Below are 20963 nucleotides of genomic sequence, written 5' to 3' on the forward strand. Positions count from 1 at the left end.
CAGCCGGTCGAGCATGGATACGGCGGTGGTGTGCTCGGGCAGGAACCGTCCCCAGTCCTCGAAGGAGTGGTGTGAGGCGACGCCGAGGGAGCGGCGTTCGTAGGCGGCGGCGACGAACCGGAAGAGCAGCTGGGCGCCGGTGTCGTCCAGCGGGGCGAAGCCGATCTCATCGACCAGGACGACATCGTTGCGCAGCAGGGCCTCGATGGTCTTGCCGACGGTGTTGTCGGCAAGGCCGCGGTAGAGCGTCTCGACGAGGTCGGCCGCGGTCACGTACCAGACCCGGTGCCCGGCCAGGACGGCCGCGTGACCAAGTGCGATGAGCGTGTGCGACTTGCCCGTCCCCGCGGGGCCGATCAGGGCCACGTTCTCCCTGGCCCTGACCCACTCCAGGGACGTCAGGTACGCCCACGTCGGCGCCGGGATCGAGGACGCGGCCAGGTCGAACTCCTCGATCGTCTTGAGCACCGGGAAGGCCGCGGCCTTGATGCGTGCTCGTTCGTTGGAGGCGTCCCGGGCGGCGATCTCAGCCACGACCAGGGCCCGCAGCACCTCCTCCGGTGTCCAGCGTTGGGTCTTGGCCGTGATGAGCAGCTCGGGGGCGAGCTGACGCATCGCGGCCAGCTTCAACCGGCGCAGCCCCGCGGTCAGGTCCGCGTCCAACGGTGGTGCGGTGGTGCTCACGAGGACACCGCCTTGGTGGCCGGGGCGTACTCGGCCAGCGACCGCCCCGTACTGGTCGGCAGATCGATGACCAGCGCGTCCCCGGCCGGGCGCGGGGTCGGGACGCCGGTGCCGGCGGCCAGGATCGAGCGGACATCGCTGGCCTTCCACCGACCAAAGGCGGTGGCTCGCTCCAGGGCTGCGACCATCGCGGCCTGTCCGTGGGCGGCGGTGAGGGTGTTCAGCTCGGCCAGCTCTGGACCCAGGCGGGTGTGCCCGGCGCCGGCGGCACCGGCGATGAACGCCTCCGCGGCCGGACCGAGGGAGCAGAAGTCCTTCTCCGCCGCGCTGCGCGGGCGGATCGCCCGCACCGGGACCGGTGGGCGAGCACCTCCGTAGTGCTCATCGAGGACCGAAGCCTCACCCGGGCCAACGAGGGGGTGCTCGGCGTGGACCTCCCCGGTACCGACGTCCAGGATCAGCACCCGGGCGCCGTCGACGAGGACACCGACCTGGGTGCCGATCAGCGCGGTGGGCACCGAGTACCGGGCCGAACCCAGGCGGATCGTGGACAGCTTGTCGACCTTGCGCCTCACCGGTGCTGGCCCGATGAGCGGGCGCAGCGAGGGCAGCTCGGTGAGCAGGTCCACCTCCTTGGCCAACCGTTGGTCCGGGACGGCGGCGATCTCTGAGTGGAGCGCGGCGTTGACCTCCGCACACCAGTCCGCCGCGCGCTGGTTGGCGCCACCGAGGTCGGCCAGAACCCGGGCGGCGCCGGCGGCCAGGTCCCCGGAACCGGCATGCTCGAGGATGAGCGGGCGGGCCAGGTCGTCCTTGCCGTAGCGGACGAGGGCCTCCACGATCCCCTTGGACTCCGGGTCCGCCGCCTCGCAGAAGTCAGGCCGGAACCGGTAGTGCGTGGCGAAGCGGACATAGTCGGGCGTGGGCACGACCCGGTTGGCGACCACCCCGCCCTTCAGGCACCCCATCCGGTCGGCGAGGACGACCTTGGGTGTGCCGCCGAGGACCTCGAAGCACTCGGCCAGCATCGCTATCGTCGTCGCGGCCTTCTCATCAGCGGCGAAGCGGACGAACCGGAACCGTGACCAGGCCAACACCGCGGCGAAGACGTGCACGCCGGCGATCACGCCCCAGTCGATGACCAGGTGCTCACCCGGGGACCACGACGCCGGCCGGTGGGTCCGCCCGTGCTGGGCCCGCCACGCCTTCTTCTCCTGGGCCACGAGGCGGCGGAAGTTGCGGGCCGAGCCGGTGTACCCGGCAGCGCGGGCCCTGGGCAGCAGCCGCTTGGCACTGATCCGGCCCCTGGTGTCCTTGACGTCCTGGGCCACGAGCGTGCGCACGTCCTCGTAGTTCGCCGGCCGCGGTGCACGCACCGGACGGTCCTGGCCCGCGGCGTGACGCTCCACGACGCGCTTGACGGTCTTGTGCGTGGTGCCGCAGATGTCCGCGGCTCCTCGGTAGGTGCCGACCTTCTGGTAGGCGGTGATGATGTCCAACTCTTCCCTCATGTTCTTCAATGGAGCTCCCTGGGCGGTGCGGTGACTGGCTAGACACCGCCACCGTCCACCGCCCAGGGGCTCAGCTCATGGACGACACGAGCAGAGGGTGGGGACTTCTACTTGGCCACCAGCGGGGACCTCACATGGCCACCAGCGGGGACTTTGTCACGGCCGTGGACAGACCGCGCAGGTGGAGCGTCTCGGTGATCTCCGGCCTCGGTGACAGGGCGAACCGCGAGCGCGCGAGGCTGTCGCTCGTCAGTGGAATCCGGAACACCGTCTCAGGGTGCCACTGGCCCGGTCCGGGTGGGCCGGATTCGATCCTGTTCGAAATGCTTCCCCACGCCCGGGGCACGCGAGTGTACTGCCGCCGTCAGCATGTCCATGTGCAGGGAAGGAAGAACGTCATGCAGTCACGGACAGATGGATTGGCGCGGGTTGCTGCATGGTGCGGCGGGGGCTGGGCTCCTCGCCGTAGGCGGACTGGTCGCGCCCAGCACCGCACGCGCGGCGGTGACCGACCCCGCGACCCGCAAGGTCATCCTCGTGGGCGCCAACCCCGGCATCCAGCTCTTCGACGGCGAGACCTGCACCGCCTATGCGTCGTGCTGGCGGGTCGACTGGTCGGTCATGGGAGCCGGCACCGCCCTGGTGGTCTGGTGTGCCGGGCAGGTGCACCTGGTCGGGCACGACGAGACGCTTGCGCGCTGGCTGGAGAGCCATTTCACCCGTCACTTCCCCGAGGTCGAGGGCCTGGCGTGGCCGGAACCGATCCATCATCCGGCGAGCGTCGGTATCGACATCGATCTCGCGACCGGCATGCGTGCTCATGGCGGCGGTTTCGACATCCGCATGAGTCCGGTCCTCGATCGTCGTGCCTTCGTCACGGACGACTTCGCGCTGGGGGACGTCATGCACAGTCTCAGCCTGGTCTTCGCCCCGTGCGGCAGCGGTTCGATCCGGATGCGGGGCCGGATGCTGCCGGGTGAACTCCAGAGGGCGGGCACGCCCACGCGGCCGTGGACGTCCGCCTTCATCAGCGAAGCCGAGGTCTGGCGCGCATAGGACCGTCGCGCCGGGTGACCGGCCCGCCTCGGCGGACTGCACTATCGACGAGGCGGGTCAGTCCTGGGCCGTGGGGTAGGGCCCGGCGACGATCTCGCGGCCGGACGCGGCCCAGCCGCCGGTGCCACCGGCCACCGAGTAGGCCTCGATGCCCATCTGCCGCAACAGATCCGCGCCGCTGAGGCTGCGGTTGCCCGATTGGCAGATGACGTAGACGGGCCCGTCCGCGGGGATCTCGTCGCGCTTGTCCACGAGTTGCCCCAGCGGGATCAGCAGCGCCCCGGGCACATGCCCGGCGCGGTATTCGGCGGGCTCGCGGCAGTCGACTAGCGCCACCTCGCCGCCTGCCCGCGCGGCCTCGAGGTCGTCGAGGGAGACCTCGCGCGGCTTGTCCATAAGGTCGCGCTGGGCGCTGACCTGGGCGTGCACGGCAGCCATGTCGAGGCCCTTGACACCCTCGATGACCTGCTCGAGGCCGGCGGCGGGGAGGGCCCCGGGCTGGGAGAAGACGAGGATGCCCTCGCGGAAGGCCATCAGCGTGGGGATCGAGGTGATATTCGCCGCACTCGCGATGCCCGGCTGCGCCTCGGTGTCGAGCTTGCCGAACACGATGTCCGGGTGTTTGTCGGACGCCGCCTCGTAGACGGGCGCGAACTGGCGGCACGGGCCGCACCAGGCGGCCCAGAAGTCGACGAGCACGATGTCGTTGCTCGAGACGACCTGCTCGAAGTCGGCGTCGGTGAGTTCCCGGGTGGTCATCGTCGTCCTCACTGTGTTAAGTCTTGTGTCGCGTCCCATTATACCCCATGGGGTATGCCGCCCGGTCCGCTTCGCGAGCGTCGATGGCGCGCAGTTCCGGTGCGCCGGATGGGTGTTCGGGCAGGTTGGCGACCAGGGTCCGGATTGAGGTAGTACCGCACATCGGCAGGACGCCCAATTTTGCCCGCTGCGCTACCTCAGATGCGGGCCAGCCACCGGTGGCCGGCGCCGACGCCGGCGATGGTGAGCAGAGCCAGCAGCCCGCCCGAAAAGACGTCGAGGAGATAGTGATTCGCGGTGACCACGACATCAGCCGCCGCGACGACGGGGAAGGACCAGACGGCATACGGCCGGAAGCCGCGGCGCCGCAGCACCACCCACACCGCGTAGGCGAACCAGCACGCCCAGGCGACATGGAGACTCGGGGTAGCGGCGAAGAGGTTGGCCGCACTCTCGGTCGTCGGCGTGGTCGACGAACCGAGCAGCCGGTAGCGCTCGACGATGTCGACGGTGCCCGGCACGTGCAGCCGCGGCGGGGCCACGGGAAAGAGCGCGAACGGGATGAGGCTGGCGAACGTCAACGTCACGAGCATGGTGCGCAGCCGGCCGTATGCCGCGCGGTCCCGCCACCAGGCCCACGCGAGGACCGCCGGTGGCGCGAAGAGAACGACGCTGTAGAGCAGCGCCGAAAACGCTGCGAGCCAAGGGATCCCGGCGAGCCACGTGTTCGCACTGACCTCCCACCCCAGGATCTCGCTTCCGTCCAGGCGGGCGACAACGTCAGCATTCGCGTGCGCCGCAGCGGTATTAGTGCCCAGCCGGTTCTGGATCCACGTAAAGACCGCAAGCAGCGCAGTCACCGCACTCGCCTCCCCGAGTGCCGCGGCCACCCGCTGCTTGGCTCCCACGGTCCTGGGCACACTCACGGCCGTGGACGCACTCACCGGTGTCACGGACGTTGTCGTCGCGCTCACTCGTCAACTCCCCCCAGCTGTCCTCACGGACGTCATGCAGGGAAGTGTGCCAAGCGAACCTCGACCCGCGTCAAGGACCCCCACCGATGATGGGGGATCAACCAGGGTTACGCCCGGTGAAGTCGTCCATCGTGTGATAGATCCCGAGCACCTTGTCGGCGACGAAATCCCTTACTCCCACAGGCAGAATCCCCTTGACCGTCTCGCTGAGGATCACCGTCCGCGGCATGACCAGCATGGCGTCCCCGCGCACCATCGCATGCCAGGTGCTGTCGACGACGTCCTGGGGTTCGAGCAACGGCAACAGCGGCGCCGACCGGGCCCCGTCGAACATGCCGGTCTTGACGTAGTAGGGGCAGACCGTCGTGACCTTCACGTGGTGGTGTCCGGCCTGCTCCAACTCCAGCCGCACCGAGTCGGACCAGCCGACGACGGCCCACTTGGAGGCGGCGTACGCGGCCATCCGGGGATTGGCGGTCAGGCCGGCGGCGGAGGCGAGGTTGACCAGGCGGCAGTCGGCGTCGCTCTCGATCATCTGCGGCAAGAACACCCGCGCGACATACATCGGAGCGAGCGCGTTGACCTCCATCGTGAACTTGGTGTCCGCCACCGGGTCGGTTTCCCAGAAGTAGTGGTTGCCCCGCACGACACCGGCGTTGTTGATGAGGATCTGGACCGGGCCGGCGGTGTTGGCGACGCGCTTCGCGCACGCCCGGATGTCGGTCAGCTTGCGCACGTCGACCACCTCGGCGAGAACTCGGGTGGCACCGCCGGATAATTCGGCCGCCGTCTGTTCGAGGGCGCCGGCGTTGACGTCGACGAGCACCACCGTGTCGGCTCCCTCGGCGATGGCGCGCTCGGCGAAGAGGCGTCCCATCCCCATCGCAGCGCCCGTGATCAGGACCGTGGCACCGGCGACATCCTTCATTTCTTGGCCTCCTGAGCAGCGCGGGCAGCCAGGGCGAGTTCGCGGACGCGGGCGAAGTCGGCCTCGGTGAAGACGCCGTTGACTCCGGAGATCGTGGCGAGCTTCATCCCGTGCTTGAGCCCGAGTTGATAGATCTCCTTGACCTTGGCCCACTCGATCTCCCGGCCGACGGTGAACCGCTCGTACCGGCCCTCGAGGGCGAGCACGACGGTCTCGGCGAGACAGGCATACGCGACGCCCTTGGGTAGACCGATGTCGCGCATGTGCACATCGCCGGGCAGCTCGATCTCTCCGGATTCGATGACGAGAATGTCGGGGCGCTTGGCGACCTCATCGGCCGAAAGGTCAAGCGGGCGAGCGACATCGGTGACGACACAGCCGGGCTTGATGCGCATGACGTCGAGGACCTTCTGACCGGCCGCCGACGTGGCCGTGACGATCATGTCCATCTCGGACAGGTGCTTGTCGGGCTTGGCGGCCACGTGCACACTCGCGCGCGGGTTCTCCCGCTCGATCGAGTGCTTGATCGTGAGCAGCTTGGCCGTCTCCGGTGACACGAGCCACAGTTCGTCGCACGCCATCGCGAGCAGCCGCGCGCACACCGAGCCGATGGCGCCCGTGGCGCCGACGACCATCGCCTTGCCACGCAACCGCCCGTCGGCGTCGATCTCGGCTATGCCGAGGCGCCGGATGGCCTCGTGCGCCGCCCACAGGGCACCGGACGCGCTGTAACTGTTGCCCGTCGTCACCGGCAGCGGAGCCCGTTGTGCCACCGTGACACCCGCATCGCCCACGACCTTGGTGAAGGCACCGAGCCCCATCACCTGGGCGCCGAGGCCCTGCGCGATCTCGGCCGCTTCGAGGAGCCGGTCGTAGGTGAACTCGGGACTGTGCGCCAGCAACTCCTTGGGTGTGCCGCCGACAGAGATCAGCCACCCTTCGGCCTCGGCACCCGTCGGCGAGGTGATGCCGGTCATCCGTCCGTAGACGAAGGGTGGGAAGTAGGCGGCGGCCTTCTCGATGACCGGGGTCATGCCGGGCACCTTGGTCAGCGAACCGAGGGGCTCGACGTTGCGGAAGTACTGGGTCGAGAGGGGGTGGATGACGAACGCGAACCGGCTCTTGCGCCGAGGGCCGTTGGGGTGCAACATGCGCGGTTGCAGCCCGGCCTCCTCGATGGCGGTGAGCATCGACTCGACGTCCAGCTTCCGCTTGCCGCGGTGGTGCAACATCATCGCCTCAAGGACGGCGGTCACGACCGTGACATTGCGGAAGGGCTGCGGAGTGGTGTCGACGATCATGTCGACATCGCGTTCGGCGAGTTCGGCCTCGCGCTCGGGTGAGATGGCCGAGGAGATCACGGTGATCCCGGACAACTCCGACGGACCGGCGGAGACGATGTCGTCGAAGAGCCCGACGACGACGTCCTGGCCCTTGTGGGACGGTTGGGCGATCTTGCCCATCGCCCACAGCGCCGGCGCGAGCGGATCGCGGACGGCTTCCTTGGCCTTGCCCGCGAACTCGTCGGCCAGGCCCTTCACGGACTTCGCCGCCTGGATGACCGGATTGGGCCGCTCCCCCTTGACGGGCACATATTCGATGTTGCGGGTGAAGCTAGCCAGCACCGCGACGGCCCGCTTGTATCCGCCACCGAGAACACTCGTGCGCGCGTTGGTGAAGTGGGCGGGGTACTCGGTCTGTACGGCGCGAATACTCCACTCCTCCAACACATCTGCCAGCCGGTGGCCATCCGTGAGCGGGACGCGACGGCAGGCGCGGCGCAGGGCCGCAACGTCAGCGTCGGTGATATCGAGGAGGGCTCCACCAGGGGTTTCGCGGATGCCGGAGAAGGCGAAGGCGGCGGCCCGCTCCGACCAGGTGCGCGCCACGTCGATCGCCGCTTCGACGTCACCCGACGTCCCGACCCGGATGATGCGGAAGGTGTGCCCGAGCAGGGTGGCCTGCCGGTCGTAGTCGGACTCCGGCCCGCCAAGACTGATGTTCACTATCACGGGTCGAGTCATGCCCCTAAGCCTCCCACCAATGGGCGGCCATAAGCCAATGGCAACCAGCCTGACCGAGGCTTGCTGAGCGTGCGCGAGGATGTCGGTGTGAGCACCGATACACCCGACACTGACGGCCGCACCGGCGTGCTACCCGCGGTGGTCGCGAGTGACCCGGGCACCATGGCTCACAACGGACTGCACGGACCGCTGAGGGGCACCCCGGAACGCGTCGCCGGATCGATCCGGAGGACGACGAATCTGGACCTGATTCGCCCGGAGGGACCCGATGGTCCCATCCGGATCACCGGCCGGGGACGGGACCTGCGGACGGCTGCCGACGGCCGGGGCATCGTCCGCGCTACCGCTCTGATCGCCGCGACCGTCGAGGGCGACCGTGTCACCGCGCTGACGACCCATCCACGTCCCCCGGGGATAGCCGACATGGTGGGCCGGCGTGCGGTTGTCGGGTGGCGCACCGGACTGTGGCGTCACCTGCGCGGGCAGCATGACGCCGGCACCGTGTTGCACCTGGTGCTGGACGATCTGCCCGGCGGCATGATCATCGGGGGCTTCACCCGTCGTCGGGCGATCGCCGAATCCGCCGGTGGCCCACTGCCGCAACCGGGTCGGCGACTTGACGTGTGCGCCGGCTGGGCCGCCGAATCCCGCGCGGCAATCACGTTGGCGCAGACCGGCATACCTCCCGCTCCGGTCACTCCGCTCGCCCCTGACCTCGGCTGCGATACGGATTCCCTGGCGTGGCATACGCTTCCGGAGCTCCCGGCATACGGCATCTCCCGCCGGCGGCGGATCGATGTCCTCGACACCGGGGAGGAAGTCGTCGCCGAGGCCTGGTTCCGTGATTCGTTCACCGACGCTGACGGCGCACACCGCGTGCTCCACGAATACCGCGTTTCGGTCACCGCCGACCGAGGGTCGTATGCCGTGCGCCACCTCTCCGCGCACCCGCGCGTCCTGCCCCATCGCGAATGCCCCGTTGCCGCAGCCTCGGCACAGCGGATGCGCGGCATACCGTTTGGTCAACTGCGAGAACGGGTTTCGTCAGATCTTTTCGGCCCGGAGTCGTGCACGCACCTCAACGACCTGCTGCGCTCACTGGCCGACGTGCCTGGCCTCCTCGCCCTCGGCTGACGCTCTCGGTCTGGCGGTGTCACCGGCGAGCAGCCGGGGGCAGGTCTTCGAGAGCCGGGAGCAGCAAGCCGGCGCTGATCGTCCCGAGGAGATACGCCGGCGCCATCTCCTCGACCACTTCGCTCGGAGCCGAGATCTGATGCAGGAGAACGCCGTCGATCATGGCCATCAGCATGCGGGCCGCCGCCTCTCCCTGGGCTCCCGGCAAGACCGCGGTGATGAAGTCGACGAACCGGTCACGTTCACGCCGGATGATCGCCTGGAGTTCGGGCCGGTCCTTGGCGTGGAGGAACAATTCGAATCGGGCGCGATTGACGTCCTGATCTGACGTCATCTTGTCGATCACCCGGCGCGCCTCACGCCAAATACTGTCCGGGACGACACCGGTCCCGAGCGACTCGGCCACCACGTCCTGCGGCACCTGCATGACGTTGTCGAAGCCGAGCACCGCGAGGTGAGCCAGCACGGCCTCGATCAGCCCGTCGAGGGAGCCGAAGTGATACTTCACGAGGCCTTGGGCCAGCTCGGCTCGCTGCTCGACCTTGCGATGGGTGAGGCCTTTCATCCCCTCGTCGGCCAATTGCCCGATCGCGGCGTGGACCAGCCGCCGGCGCACGTCTGCAGTGCTCGTCCCGGACGCCATCAGCGCGCTGGCGCGGCCCAGGCTCTGGCCGCGCTGGCTTCGGCCGCGGCGCCTCCGGCATCCAGACCGCATCGGGCGGGTGTCCCTGGAGCGACTGACCACCGACACCGGCATGAACAACTCCGCCGAGTCCCATCGGGCCTACCGCGAACTCGAGCAGAACTTCCCCGGACAGGTCCCCGACATCCGGCCAGCCCGGCGGCGGCGGTCAGGAAGCGGACCGTCGCGGTCTGGTCGGGAAGGTGGCTGAGACGGCCGGCCACCAGCCAGAGCGCTCAGGTGATCGCCGACGCCAGGACGTAGAAGGTGACCGGCCGGTCGTAGCGATAGGCGACCGGGTCGATTCCCGCGCTGCTCGACTCGACCTGTGCCACATGAGACCGGTTGCGGCTCATGGCTTTTCCTTCCCACGACGATGAACGGTTCGCTTCGAACCTACGCCTGGGGAAATAGCGTCGGCACGTGTCTCTGGGACCGACCATGGCGAGACCCGGGATGACCCCGGTCACGGCCACACCAGGCCCACCGGCACGAGATCGAGCGGGCAGCCGGACGTGTGTCACGGCTGTGCCGAGTGCCGCCGCCTCGCCAGCCCTCGGCACCGGGGTCAGCCGGCGCCCCGGACGACGTCCTTCGGGTCCTTGTCGGGTCGCCACCCCCGCCACGACGGGTGCCTGATCCGGTCGGTCGTCGTCCACTCGGTGAAGGAGACCTCTCCGACCAGCGTCGGCGTGACCCAGTGGGCGTCCTTGGCGTCCGCGCGGGGGACGCCGTCGAGTGGTGGCGTCTTGCGCTCGATCCGGTCGAGGCGCTTTTGGATCTCGGCCAATGCGGCCTCGGTGAACCCGGTGCCGACCTTGCCGACATACAGCAGGCCACCTCCTTCGTTGACGGCGATCAGGAGCGAGCCGATCCCGCCGGCGCGGCGGCCTTCCCCCGGTCGCCAGCCCACGACGATGACCTCCTGGGCATAGACATGCTTGAGCTTGATCCAGGTGCGCGCGCGGGCTCCGGGCTGGTAGATCCCGTCGACCGTCTTCGCAACGACACCCTCGAGCTTGAGCTCGCGGCTGGTCCGCAGCGCCAGTTCCCGGTCGGTGCCGAAGGTGACGGGAACGTGGATGTGTTTGCCGTCGATCCCCAAGCTCTCCAACACTTTTCGGCGTTCTCGGTAGGGGCGCCTCAGGAGCGACTCGCCGTCGAGATGGAGGACGTCGAAGGCCATGTAGTGCGCGACGATGCCGGCCTTGGCGTCGCCACGATTCTGCAGCGTCCCGAAGCTGGAGCGCCCGGACGGGTCGAGGGCGATGATCTCCCCGTCGAGCACTGCTCGGTGTCCGTCGAGCAGAGCGGCGAGCTCGCCGAGTTCGGGAAAGGTGCGGGTGAAATCCTTGTCGTTGCGGCTGCGGAAGTGCGCCACCCCGTCGGCCACCTCCGCGATGGCCCGATAGCCGTCCCATTTCGTCTCGTAGACCCACTCCCCAGCGCGCAGGTCCGAGGCGTCACCCGCGGTGGCGAGCATTGGCCCGATATGAGGCAGGGGATCACCTTGTGGCGCAGCCGTTTTCGTCGCTCTCGCCGAGTCGGTCGTCGCGTGGCTCTCGGTCATCCGGTGGATTAGCCACTGCCGGTCGTCCTTGCCCTTGCCGGTATGGATGAGGGCGAACTTCGCGCTGCCGCCCAAACCGCCGTCGGGTCGCCCGTGCAGCGTCGCGATGACTTCGCGGCCGTCGATCCACTTCTCGAGGTCATAGGTCCCGGCGTCCCAGATCGTCACCTCGCCGCCGCCGTACTGGCCCTTGGGGATGGTGCCTTCGAAGGTGCCGTATTCGAGCGGGTGATCCTCCGTCATCACGGCGAGGTGGTTCTTCTTCGGATCTGTCGGCGGGCCCTTGGGCAGCGCCCAGGACACGAGAACGCCTTCGTGTTCGAGCCGGAAATCCCAGTGCAACCGACTCGCGTGATGCTCCTGGATGACGAAGGAGTTGCCGGTCACGCCGGTCGCCGTCGGCGGGCTGTCGGGCACGGGCTCAGGGGTTTTCGCGCCATCGCGCATGGATCGATAGGTCGCGAGCCGGTCGCCGGCATCCGCGACGGCGGCGTCTGTCGGCAACAACACGGCCAGTGGGTCGTCACCCGCGCGCAGCCGCTCCATCACCTCTGTGAACGTCAGGTTCGTGACGTCCTCGGTGAGTTCGTCCCACGCGCGAGGGGCGGCGGCATACGGCCGGCTGCGCCCGCGCAACGAATACGGCGCGATGGTCGTCTTGTGGCCGTTGTTCTGGCTCCAGTCGATGAACACCTTGCCCTCGCGCCTGGATCGCTTCATGTCGCTGACGATCAGGTCCGGATGCGACACCTCGAGAGCGAGGGCGAGCTGGTGCGCCACCTGCGAGGCGACGCTCGCGCTGGTGCGGCCGTCGAGACCGGCATACAGGTGGATGCCCTTGCTGCCGCTCGTCACGGGCACCGAGGGCAGCGACATACCGTCGAGAATCTCCTTGCACAAGAAGGCAACTCGCACGCATTCGGCCAGCCCGGCACCCTCGCCCGGGTCGAGGTCGAGCACGAGCCGGTCCGGGTCGTGGTGGCCACCACGCGGGCCGACGCGCCACTGGGGCACGTGGATCTCGAGGGCGGCGATCTGCGCCATCCAGATCAGCGTGGCCGCGTCGTCGATCAGCGGATAGTCCGCCTCCCGGTGCTGATGCGTGATCGTCACGGTCGGCACCCAGGACGGCGTGCCGGAGTCGACGTTCTTGGCGAAGAAGGGCGTCACCGACGTGGCAGCGGTGCCCACCCCGTCGGGAAAACGCAGGCGGGTTGCGGGCCGCCGCGAGTTGTGGGCGATGAACCACGGCGCGACGGCACGGTAGTAGTCGATGACCTCGCCCTTGGTGGTCCCGGTCTCGGGGTAGAGCACCTTGTCGAGGTTGGTGAGCATGACGGTATGCCCGTCGATGTTCACCGGGGTCCCGCTGCTGCGCGCCATCTCGACAGTGTCGCCGACAACCGCGCCGAGATCACCGCAACAGATCGGGGAACTGGTCGTCGCGCCACTCCGTGCCGCGATGGGCGTCGGTGCCTTCGTTCTCGCGCTGGCGCAACTCGACCCGCCGGATCTTGCCCGAGACGGTCTTGGGCAATTCGTAGAACTCGATGCGCCGCACCCGCTGGAAGGGGGCAAGGTGCTCACGGGCATACCCGAGGATCGACTTGGCCGTCGCTTCGTCCGGCGCGTGCCCGTCGACGAGGGCGATATAGGCCTTGGGCACGGCGAGACGCACCGGGTCGGGAGCGGGCACGACCGCCGCCTCGGCGACGGCCGGGTGCTCGATCAGCACCGACTCCAGCTCGAAGGGACTGATCTTGTAGTCGCTCGCCTTGAAGACGTCGTCGGTGCGGCCGATGAAGGTGATGTAGCCCTCCTCGTCGATGCTCGCGACGTCACCGGTGTGGTAGAAGCCGGCGGCCATCGCCTCGGCGTTGCGGCCGTCGTCGCCCCGGTAACCGTCCATCAGTGCCAGCGGCGAGGCCGACAGGTCGAGACAGACCTCTCCCTCGGCCGGGGGGTGGACGCGTTCGTGCGTGAGCGGATCGACCAGGGCCACGGGCATGCCCGGCAGCGCCCGGCCCATGGAGCCGTGCTTGACGGGTGAGCCGGGCGTGTTGCCGACCTGCGCGGTCGTCTCGGTCTGCCCGTAGCCGTCGCGGACCGTCAGCCCCCACTTCGCCTCCACCTGGTCGATCACCTCGGGGTTGAGCGGTTCACCCGCGGAGAGCACCTCGCGCAAGGATCCGGGCCCGGCGGACAGGTCGGCGTTGATGAGCATCCGCCAGACCGTCGGCGGCGCGCAGAACGTGGTCACACCCGCCTCGCGGATCCGCGCGAGCAGCGGTCCGGCCTCGAACCGCGCGTAGTTCACGACCACGACCGTCGCCTCGGCGATCCACGGGGCGAAGAAGCAGGACCAGGCGTGCTTGGCCCAGCCGGGCGAGGAGATGTTCAGGTGCCGGTCGCCCGGCTGCAGGCCGATCCAGTACACCGTGCTGAAGTGTCCGACGGGATAGGAGACCTGATTGTGCACAACGAGTTTCGGGCGCGAGGTGGTCCCGGACGTGAAGTAGAGCAGGAGCGGGTCGGCGGGTGTCGTGCCAGGGTGGGCCGCCGGCGGCACCGGGTCCGCGCCGACGCCGGTGATGTCCTCCCACCCGTCCACCGCGCCGACGCTGAATCGGCCGAATTCCCCTGGGACACCGTCGAATTTGTAGGCATCCTTGGCGTTGCACAGCACGTGCTTGGCGCCGCCGCGCTCGACCCGGTCGGTCAGATCGGTCAGGCCGAGAGCCGTCGTGGTCGGCATGATGACGGCGCCGAGTTTCATGATCGCGAGCATCGACTCCCACAGCTCGACCTGGTTGCCGAGCATGAGTATGACGGGGTCCCCCTTCACCACGCCACGCTCACCGAGCCACGCCGCGAGCCGGTCGGAGGCGGTCGCCAATTCGTCGAAGGTGCGCTCCGCGCGGCTGCCGTCCTCCTCGAGGACGACGAGGGCCGGCTGGTTGTTGCCGCGGGCGATCGCGTCGAACCAGTCGATCGCCCAGTTGAACCGTTCCCCGAGGTCGGGCCACCGGAACTCGGTGACCGCTCGGTCGTGATCACCGCGCAGCCGCAGCAACTCGTCGCGGGCGGCGCGATAGGTCTCGGTGACACTCACGATCCACACTCCTTCGGGTGAACGGCGGCCGCACGACGCGGCCCAAGGCACCCTTCGAGACTAGAGCCACCGCATACCGACACGCAGGGCGGGATCAGCCCGCGCGGCCCGACCCGAGGCGGGGGAAGGGTTCGGTGGAGAAGACGACCTCGACGGGCACGTCGAAGTAGCCGGCAATGCGCAGGGCGAGGTGCAGGCTCGGGGAGTATTCGCCCCGTTCGAGGTAGCCGATCGTCTGGTAGTGGACGCCCAAGGCATCCGCGAGTTCGCGGCGGGAGGTGCCGCGCTCGGCACGCAGCATGGCGATGCGGTTGTGCACCTGGTCGGTCACCGGATCCTCCTTCGAGGTCTCAGTCTCATGGTCAGTAGCCGCGAGACATAATCCGGTCGCGGGCCGCGGCGACCTGCGAGCCGGACTGGCGGCGGGCCAAGCGCAGCAAGGCGCGGGGTGCGACCGACAGACCGACGAGGGCCCATCCGGTCAGGACCAGTGCCGTCAAGCCCGTCTGCCAGGAGCCCCCGGCCTCGAGGGCGGCGGCCTCGGGCGGGAGCAGCGCGGAGCGGTAGCCGAGCCCGATCCAGTAGGTGGGCAGGCACTTGCCCAGTACGGCAAGCCAATCGGGGAGGGCAGTGATCGGATAGAAGATGCCGGAGACGGCCATCGAGGCATAGACGACAAGCGCCGTGATCCACATCATCACCGGGTCCTTGAGGATCGCACCGAGGACTCCGCCCCACGGCGCGCAGGCGGCCATGCCGAGAAGGCTTACCCAGATCAGCGTCGACCAGGAACCGGCGGTGGTCGGGGCGATCCCGTCCACGAGGAGGCTCGCGAGGAGGAGGAGCACCATGGTGGGCAAGAGGGTGGTCACGGAGAGGATGAAGACATTGCCGAGCAGGTGGCTCGGCATGCCGCCGGGCACGGCCTTCGAGCGCAGCAAGGTGCCGTCGTCGCGTTCGGTGAGCAACTGACCCGCTGCCCCCATGACGGCGCCCGAGAGCAGCGTGAACGCGAGGATGCCGGGCACGCCGAGTTGCGCCAGCGACAGATCGGTGTCAATGACGCGGCGGTCGCGCAGCAGCAGGAGCACCCCGAGGCCGATCCCCGGCAATAGGAGCCAACTGAGGACGTTCCAGGAGAACAACTGGACGCGCAACTCGATGGCTGCTTGGCGCAGCGCGCCGCGCAGCATCGTGGGAGTCATTTCCGGCCTCCGGTCACCAGTCGCAGGTCGCTCGTCAGGTCGTCGATCTCGTCGGTGCGCCCATGACGCCGTACGAGGTCGAGATAGGCGTCCTCGAGCGTGGCGCGCCGAACTTCCAGATCAGTGATACCGCCTTCGGCAAGAACGGATCGCAAGTAGCTTTCCGGGTGGTCCGTGGCGTGGACGTGCGTCGTGCCGTCGCGCCTCCAGCGCACCTCGGCCTCGGTGGCGACCTGGGCGCGCAAGGCGTCGGGCGAACCGTCGGCGACGATCCGCCCGCCCGCAAGCACCAGTATGCGGTCCGCGAGCTTCTCGGCTTCGTCGAGGTCGTGGGTGGTCAGCATGACGGTGACCGAGGAGTCGGACAACTCGGCGATGAGGTCGTGGAAGTCGCGCCGGGCCTGGGGGTCGAACCCGCCGTGGGTTCGTCGAGGAAGAGCAGTTCCGGGCGGCCGACGAGACCGACCGCGACGTCGAGACGGCGGCGCTGCCCACCGGACAGGTCGCCGATGCGAGACTGCGCTTTGTCGCCGAGTCCGACGCGGTCCAACAAGGCGTCGGTGTCCCACGGTCGCGGATGCTGCGGCGTGCTCCACGGCTCGTAGAACCCGGCGAGATGGCGGACCAGGTCACGCACTCGCCAGCGGCTGTGGTCACGCCAGGACTGCAACACGATGCCGAGCCGGGCCCGCCAGGCATCACCACCGGCCATGGGTCGGTGGGCTGCCGGTCGACGAGTCCTTCCCGGAGGCGATCATCAACGACGTGCTGCGGGCCGCCGCGCGCGAACTGGACCGGGTCACGCCGACGACGCTCATGGGGATCGATGCCGGCGCCGTCCTGCGGTCGGCCGCGGACTCCTTCGTCAACGGCGTCGTCGCCCGGACCGGCCAGGAGTTCGCGCACGGCCTGCGGGACGCGCTCGATGCCGTCTCGGCTCAGACCTACGAGGGCCGGGCGAGCCTCGGGTCCCTCGTGCTGGCACCGCGCGAACACCCGGCCGTCAGCGTCGACATCCGCTTCGAACACGAGACGCCGGTGACCGTCCCGAGCCTGTTCCGCAAAGTGCTCGAGATGTCCGGGTCCGGGCTGCGCCTGCTCACCGACGGCCGGGAGGTCTATGGCCTGGGTGCGATCAATGCGTCGTATGACGAGGCCAGCGAGCAATGCTTCCTCATCGACATCGTCGGCAACGGCGCGTGGGAACTGCGTCACCAGGACGAGCCGTTGCTGCGGGTCGACCACGGCCAACCGTCCGTGGCCGTCGACGCCATGGACAAGGGCACCTTCGCCGACACCGTGCGCCGCGTCTTCGGCAACCAGGCCGAGGCCGAGGCCCTGTGGGAGATGGCGCAGGCGTGCTCCCGCCAGCAGCACGGGACCATGCTCGTCGTGCATCCCGACGCCGCCGCCGAAGGCAAGCGGTTGTTGCCACAAGCCTTCACGATCATGCCGGCCACGTTGGGGGAGAAGGCGTTTCACACGCTGACCAAGATCGACGGGGCGGTGCTGGTCGCACCCGATGCCCAGTGCCACGCGGTCGGGGTCATCCTCGACGGCGCGGCGACCGGCACCGGCGACGGCAGCCGGGGCGCACGCTACAACTCGGCCATCCGCTATCTCGCCGGCGAGGGCAAGGGCTCGATGGTCATCATCGTCAGCGAAGACGGCACGATCGACCTGCTGCCCAAACTCATGCGCCGCGTGCGCCGCGAGACCGTCCAGGCCGTCGTCGATCAGTTCGCCGAGGCGGTCGCCGACGAGGAGGACTACGAGAAACTCGCCCGCCTCAACCGGGCCTGCGAGAAACTCGAGTTCTATATGACCGCACCACAATGCGAGGCCATGAACGACGCCCGGGAGTCGATCGAGGAACGACGCTGGACCGAGGAGCGGATGCGCCTGCAGGTCGTGCCCGTCCAGCCGCACCCCGCCATGGACGACAGCTACTTCGTCGACCCGGTTTGATCAGAAGGCGTCCGGCGGGAGCGCGGCCATGACGGCGTCGGCGAAGGCGGCGTGCAGGGTCTCGCTCGGGTGGAAACCGTCGGGGCCGAACATCTCCAGCCCGAGCGGCCCGTCGGACTGGATGCGAAAGCATCGGTCGCGCGCGTCGACCGCTGCCAGCCCGATCGCGTCGAAGACGCGACCCCGCCACCCGAGGACGTCCGCGAGCGGCCGCGGGAACGCCGGGAAGTGATCGAGCGGCGGAATGCCGAGCCAGCACACCTGGGCACGAGGCGCCGCCGCCAGCACCGCATCGAGCAGCTGCCCGAACTCCCGCTGGAACTGCGCCGCCCGGTGCAGGTTCTTCAGGTCGTTGACGCCCGCCGAGACTAAGACGAGGTCGGCGTCCCCGAGGACGTCCGGCCTCGCCAGCGAAATCGCTTCTCCTGCAGTGGCACCCGAGCGAGCGGCGACTCGCCACTCGACGGTCGCGGCATACCGCTGCGCGAGCCGGTCGGCCAGTTGGCCGGCGATCGACGAGCGGTGGTGGGCCACGGCATACCCCGCCGTGACACTGTCGACCAGGGCGACGACAACCAGTTGCCGCGCCCCGTTGCCGACCTTGCCGGCGACGCCCTCTGCGTCGGTGAAGCGCACCATCGTTCGGGTGAGCCACGCGCCTTGAATCGGCGCGACCGGCAGCGCGAGCCACCACAGCCGATCCCGGCGACGACCAAGGGTGCGGCTCACGGCCCGCTGAGAGCCGTCAACTCCGCCGGCATCTCGATGAGTTGCCCGGACCCGTCGAGGCAGACCACGTCGACGACCCCGTCGACGAGGAGTTCACCGTCCCGCTCGACCCGCTGAGTGAACCGGCCGCGGTAGGACGAGGTCACGGCGAAGGACGTCACGACCTCGACCAGTTCACCCAGGGCCGCGGGCTTGCGGAACGTGGCACTGACCGCGTGGACGACGAGGCCGAACCCCCGGGCATTGAGATCGGCGACGTCGTGCCCGTGGGCTCGGAGGAATTCGCTGCGGCCCCGCTCGAAGTACTTGAAGTAGTTGGCGTAGTAGACGACACCGAGCGAATCGGTGTCCTCGTAGTAGACCCGGTAGGAGACGCGTTCAGGCACGATCAGCGCTGCAGGGGCGAATAGAAGACGATGCCGTTGCCGAAGTGGTCGTAGACGACAGAGCGGCGTTCGTGGGCATCGTCGTAAGCGGCCTTGGCGATCCCGCCACCGGCATCCTCGACTGCCTTGGCCGCGGCCTCGACGTCGGGCGTCTTGATGCCGACGACGACCTGCCCGGGGAGTGGATGGTCGATGGCGGTCGCGAGAGCCACGGTGACCGAGCCCCCGTCGAGCGCGGCGAAGTGGTCGCCGTCGCGGAACTTCAGCGGCATGCCCAGCACCTCCGAATAGAGCCGGATCGACTCGTCGAGGTTCTCTGTCGACAAGATGATCATGCGGGCGTCGAAGTCGGCCATGGTGGTCCTTTCGTCCGGGAGGGGGTCAGGCGACGTAGTCGATCGTGCTGGAGTGGCCGTTGAAGGCGATGGGGTCTCCGGCCTTAGCTCCCTCGAGCCGGCCGTAGAGGGGGGCATCGACGGAGATCCCGGCGTATGTCAGTGCGCCAGACGTGAATTCGTCACTGGCGACGCCGACGATGTAGTGAGCGCCGTCCAGGCCGATGATGGCACCGGGCCGCACCGTCTCGGTGGCAGTCATGTCGAGCGCCCGCGCCTTGGCGACCAACGCCTGCTGCTGGTCGTCGTGCTCCTGCATCAGCGCGTGCAGGTCACCGGCCGCATCGCGTTGGGAGATGTCGTCGACCGAGGAGGCCTCGTCATCGACCCATTCCGCCGCCACGGCTTGCACGCCGATCGCGTCGTCGGTGGCACTCTCGCCGCCTAGCAGGTGGGCGATGAGGTCGCGGCGGACGTCTTCCTTGACGATGTCGGTCATCCCCCGATTCTGCCTGACGCAGACGCCTTGGTGGAGGCGGGGCGGCGTGAGCCGGGGAGAGTAGCGCCACGGCGATCCTTGGGCCCGCACGCCGTCCGGGACCTCACCTCGTGGGCCTGATCGCCGTCACAGGACGGCTGTCATCCCTCCGTCGACGAAGATCGTCTGGCCGTTGACGAAGTCGGATGCCGGGCTGGCGAGCCACAGCAGGGTTCCCGCGAGGTCTTCGACCTGTCCCCAACGGCCTGCGGGCGTCCGGGTGCGCACCCATTCGGTGAACTGTTCGTCGGCGACCAGGGCCTGGGTCAGTTCGGTCGAGAAGTAGCCCGGCGCAAGGCCGTTCACCTGTATGCCGTGGGGCCCCAGGTCGGCGCACATGCCCTTGACGAGCATCCGCACAGCGCCCTTCGTCGCGCTGTACGGCGCGATCCCTGGGCGGGCGAGCTCCGACTGCACCGAACAGATCGTGATGATCTTGCCGGCACTGCGCTCGATCATGGCACGGCTCACCTCCCGCGAGACGAGGAAGACCGAGCGGACGTTGGTGGCCAGGAGGGCGTCGAAGTCGGTCGTCGCGAAGTCGGGGAAGGGCGCGCGTCGCTGCATGCCTGCGTTGTTGACGAGGATATCGACGGCACCCAGGTCACCGATGGCCCGCCGCACGTCGTCCTCGTCGGTGACATCGAAGGGCGCCGTATGCACGGGTGCGGAGGCAACCTGCTGCAGCCGGGTGCGCGCCGCGTCGAGGGCGGCGGCGTTCCGGGCATTGAGGATCACCTCCGCGCCCGCCTCGGCCAGGGCGCGCGCCAGTGCGAACCCGATGCCCCGGCTCGATCCGGTGACCAGGGCGCGGCGGCCGGCGATGTCGAAGAGTGAACTCACCGCCTCATCATGGCCGACGCGGCAGATCCGGCGTGCTCTCTGAACCCTCAGAAGCGGACGATCTGGCGGACCGCTTCCCCCCGGGCCAGCCGGTCCATGCCGGCGTTGACGTCGTCGAGCCCCAACTCGTGCGAGACGAGACGCTCGACGGGGAGCCGGCCCTCGCGCCACAGCTGGGCGAACCGCGGGACGTCCCGCGCCGGCACGGCTGAGCCGAGGTAGCTACCGACGATCGTGCGGCCTCCCGCCACGAGATCGAGGGGCGTGATCGTCGCGGTCGCGTCGGGGGCGGGCAGGCCGACAGTGACCATCCGGCCGCCGGGGGCGAGCAGACGGTATGCCGTCTCGAACGCCCGCCCGCTGCCCGCCGCCTCGATCACGACGTCGAATCCGGCGTCGGGTGCCTCCTCCGGTGCCATCGAGGCGTGGGCGCCGAGGTCGCTGCCCAGGTCGCGCTTCGACGCGACGAGGTCGATGCCGGTCACCTCGACGTCGTCGAGGCCGGCGCCGGTCAGCAGGGCCGCC

Annotated in this window: 23 protein-coding genes and 1 pseudogene; 3 read left to right on the plus strand and 21 right to left on the minus strand. The window is 69.0% G+C overall.

Going from position 1 to position 20963, the window contains the following annotated elements:
* The 3 genes from istB to BN11_RS23065 form a co-directional block, all read right to left on the minus strand.
* Positions 1–684 (minus strand): IS21-like element helper ATPase IstB (gene istB / locus BN11_RS17455; RefSeq protein ID WP_048699587.1); only part of this gene is annotated, 684 nt, incomplete at its 3' end.
* On the minus strand, positions 681–2204 hold the full coding sequence (gene istA / locus BN11_RS17460; RefSeq protein ID WP_083433800.1) for an IS21 family transposase: 1524 nt from the start codon (positions 2202–2204) through the stop codon (positions 681–683). The genes istB and istA, both read right to left, overlap by 4 nt.
* Positions 2205–2325: 121 nt before the next feature.
* On the minus strand, positions 2326–2463 hold the full coding sequence (locus BN11_RS23065) for a hypothetical protein (RefSeq protein WP_157044249.1): 138 nt from the start codon (positions 2461–2463) through the stop codon (positions 2326–2328).
* Between the two features lie 236 nt (positions 2464–2699).
* On the opposite strand from BN11_RS23065, the gene BN11_RS17465 reads away from it, so the two are divergent.
* Positions 2700–3251, plus strand: coding sequence for a hypothetical protein (locus BN11_RS17465; protein ID WP_157044250.1), 552 nt, complete (start codon positions 2700–2702; stop codon positions 3249–3251).
* 57 nt (positions 3252–3308) lie between these two features.
* On the opposite strand, the gene BN11_RS25390 is transcribed toward BN11_RS17465, so the two are convergent.
* The 5 genes and pseudogenes from BN11_RS25390 to BN11_RS17485 form a co-directional block, all read right to left on the minus strand.
* Positions 3309–3647, minus strand: coding sequence for a rhodanese-like domain-containing protein (locus BN11_RS25390; protein ID WP_235435621.1), 339 nt, complete (start codon positions 3645–3647; stop codon positions 3309–3311).
* 9 nt (positions 3648–3656) lie between these two features.
* Positions 3657–4010: pseudogene (gene trxA, locus BN11_RS25395) on the minus strand (thioredoxin); the annotation flags it as partial.
* A gap of 197 nt (positions 4011–4207) precedes the next feature.
* Complete coding sequence (locus tag BN11_RS17475; RefSeq protein ID WP_162213278.1) at positions 4208–4930, minus strand: phosphatase PAP2 family protein; 723 nt, start codon at positions 4928–4930, stop codon at positions 4208–4210.
* Positions 4931–5081: 151 nt separating this feature from the next.
* Positions 5082–5912, minus strand: a complete 831-nt coding sequence (locus tag BN11_RS17480) for an SDR family NAD(P)-dependent oxidoreductase (RefSeq protein ID WP_048699590.1) — start codon at positions 5910–5912, stop codon at positions 5082–5084.
* On the minus strand, positions 5909–7918 hold the full coding sequence (locus tag BN11_RS17485) for a dehydrogenase (RefSeq protein ID WP_201329295.1): 2010 nt from the start codon (positions 7916–7918) through the stop codon (positions 5909–5911). Before BN11_RS17485 ends, BN11_RS17480 begins: the two co-directional genes overlap by 4 nt.
* 105 nt (positions 7919–8023) lie before the next feature.
* On the opposite strand from BN11_RS17485, the gene BN11_RS17490 reads away from it, so the two are divergent.
* Entirely contained in the window at positions 8024–9070 is a 1047-nt protein-coding gene (locus BN11_RS17490) for a DUF2889 domain-containing protein (RefSeq protein WP_157044251.1), read from the plus strand.
* 19 nt (positions 9071–9089) lie between these two features.
* Here BN11_RS17490 and BN11_RS17495 read toward each other — a convergent pair whose 3' ends face one another.
* From BN11_RS17495 to BN11_RS25405, 7 genes are all read right to left on the minus strand, one after another.
* The gene (locus tag BN11_RS17495; protein WP_162213279.1) at positions 9090–9713 is read right to left on the minus strand and encodes a TetR/AcrR family transcriptional regulator; all 624 of its coding nucleotides are present in this window, start codon (positions 9711–9713) and stop codon (positions 9090–9092) included.
* A gap of 607 nt (positions 9714–10320) precedes the next feature.
* The gene (locus tag BN11_RS17500) at positions 10321–12705 is read right to left on the minus strand and encodes an ATP-dependent DNA ligase (protein WP_048699594.1); all 2385 of its coding nucleotides are present in this window, start codon (positions 12703–12705) and stop codon (positions 10321–10323) included.
* Positions 12706–12736: 31 nt separating this feature from the next.
* Positions 12737–14437: an AMP-binding protein gene (locus BN11_RS17505; protein WP_201329394.1), complete on the minus strand. Its 1701-nt coding sequence runs from the start codon at positions 14435–14437 to the stop codon at positions 12737–12739.
* A gap of 91 nt (positions 14438–14528) precedes the next feature.
* On the minus strand, positions 14529–14765 hold the full coding sequence (locus BN11_RS17510) for a helix-turn-helix transcriptional regulator (protein WP_048699596.1): 237 nt from the start codon (positions 14763–14765) through the stop codon (positions 14529–14531).
* A gap of 31 nt (positions 14766–14796) precedes the next feature.
* Positions 14797–15639 carry an ABC transporter permease gene (locus BN11_RS17515; protein ID WP_048699597.1) on the minus strand — a complete coding sequence of 281 codons (843 nt, stop codon included), beginning with the start codon at positions 15637–15639 and terminating at the stop codon, positions 14797–14799.
* Positions 15636–16007, minus strand: coding sequence for an ATP-binding cassette domain-containing protein (locus BN11_RS25400; protein WP_053084169.1), 372 nt, complete (start codon positions 16005–16007; stop codon positions 15636–15638). Before BN11_RS25400 ends, BN11_RS17515 begins: the two co-directional genes overlap by 4 nt.
* Positions 15977–16351 (minus strand): ATP-binding cassette domain-containing protein, encoded by a 375-nt coding sequence (locus BN11_RS25405; RefSeq protein ID WP_235435529.1) that lies wholly within the window; start codon positions 16349–16351, stop codon positions 15977–15979. Before BN11_RS25405 ends, BN11_RS25400 begins: the two co-directional genes overlap by 31 nt.
* Before the next feature lie 53 nt (positions 16352–16404).
* On the opposite strand from BN11_RS25405, the gene BN11_RS17525 reads away from it, so the two are divergent.
* Complete coding sequence (locus BN11_RS17525) at positions 16405–17607, plus strand: DNA integrity scanning protein DisA nucleotide-binding domain protein (protein WP_201329296.1); 1203 nt, start codon at positions 16405–16407, stop codon at positions 17605–17607.
* Here BN11_RS17525 and BN11_RS17530 read toward each other — a convergent pair whose 3' ends face one another.
* The 6 genes from BN11_RS17530 to BN11_RS17555 form a co-directional block, all read right to left on the minus strand.
* Positions 17608–18336 (minus strand): SGNH/GDSL hydrolase family protein, encoded by a 729-nt coding sequence (locus BN11_RS17530; protein ID WP_048699598.1) that lies wholly within the window; start codon positions 18334–18336, stop codon positions 17608–17610.
* Complete coding sequence (locus tag BN11_RS17535) at positions 18333–18722, minus strand: YbgC/FadM family acyl-CoA thioesterase (RefSeq protein WP_048699599.1); 390 nt, start codon at positions 18720–18722, stop codon at positions 18333–18335. The genes BN11_RS17530 and BN11_RS17535 overlap by 4 nt, the downstream gene beginning before the upstream one ends.
* 2 nt (positions 18723–18724) lie before the next feature.
* Positions 18725–19078, minus strand: coding sequence for a VOC family protein (locus BN11_RS17540; protein ID WP_048699600.1), 354 nt, complete (start codon positions 19076–19078; stop codon positions 18725–18727).
* A gap of 25 nt (positions 19079–19103) precedes the next feature.
* Positions 19104–19556, minus strand: a complete 453-nt coding sequence (locus tag BN11_RS17545; RefSeq protein WP_048699601.1) for a hypothetical protein — start codon at positions 19554–19556, stop codon at positions 19104–19106.
* A gap of 126 nt (positions 19557–19682) precedes the next feature.
* Positions 19683–20438, minus strand: coding sequence for an SDR family oxidoreductase (locus BN11_RS17550; RefSeq protein ID WP_048699602.1), 756 nt, complete (start codon positions 20436–20438; stop codon positions 19683–19685).
* Positions 20439–20485: 47 nt separating this feature from the next.
* Positions 20486–20963: zinc-binding dehydrogenase (locus BN11_RS17555; RefSeq protein WP_048699603.1), on the minus strand; the 478-nt coding region annotated here is incomplete at its 5' end.

Origin of the sequence: Nostocoides australiense Ben110 (assembly GCF_001050535.1) — a bacterium.
Taxonomy (GTDB): Bacteria; Actinomycetota; Actinomycetes; order Actinomycetales; family Dermatophilaceae; genus Nostocoides_A; species Nostocoides_A australiense.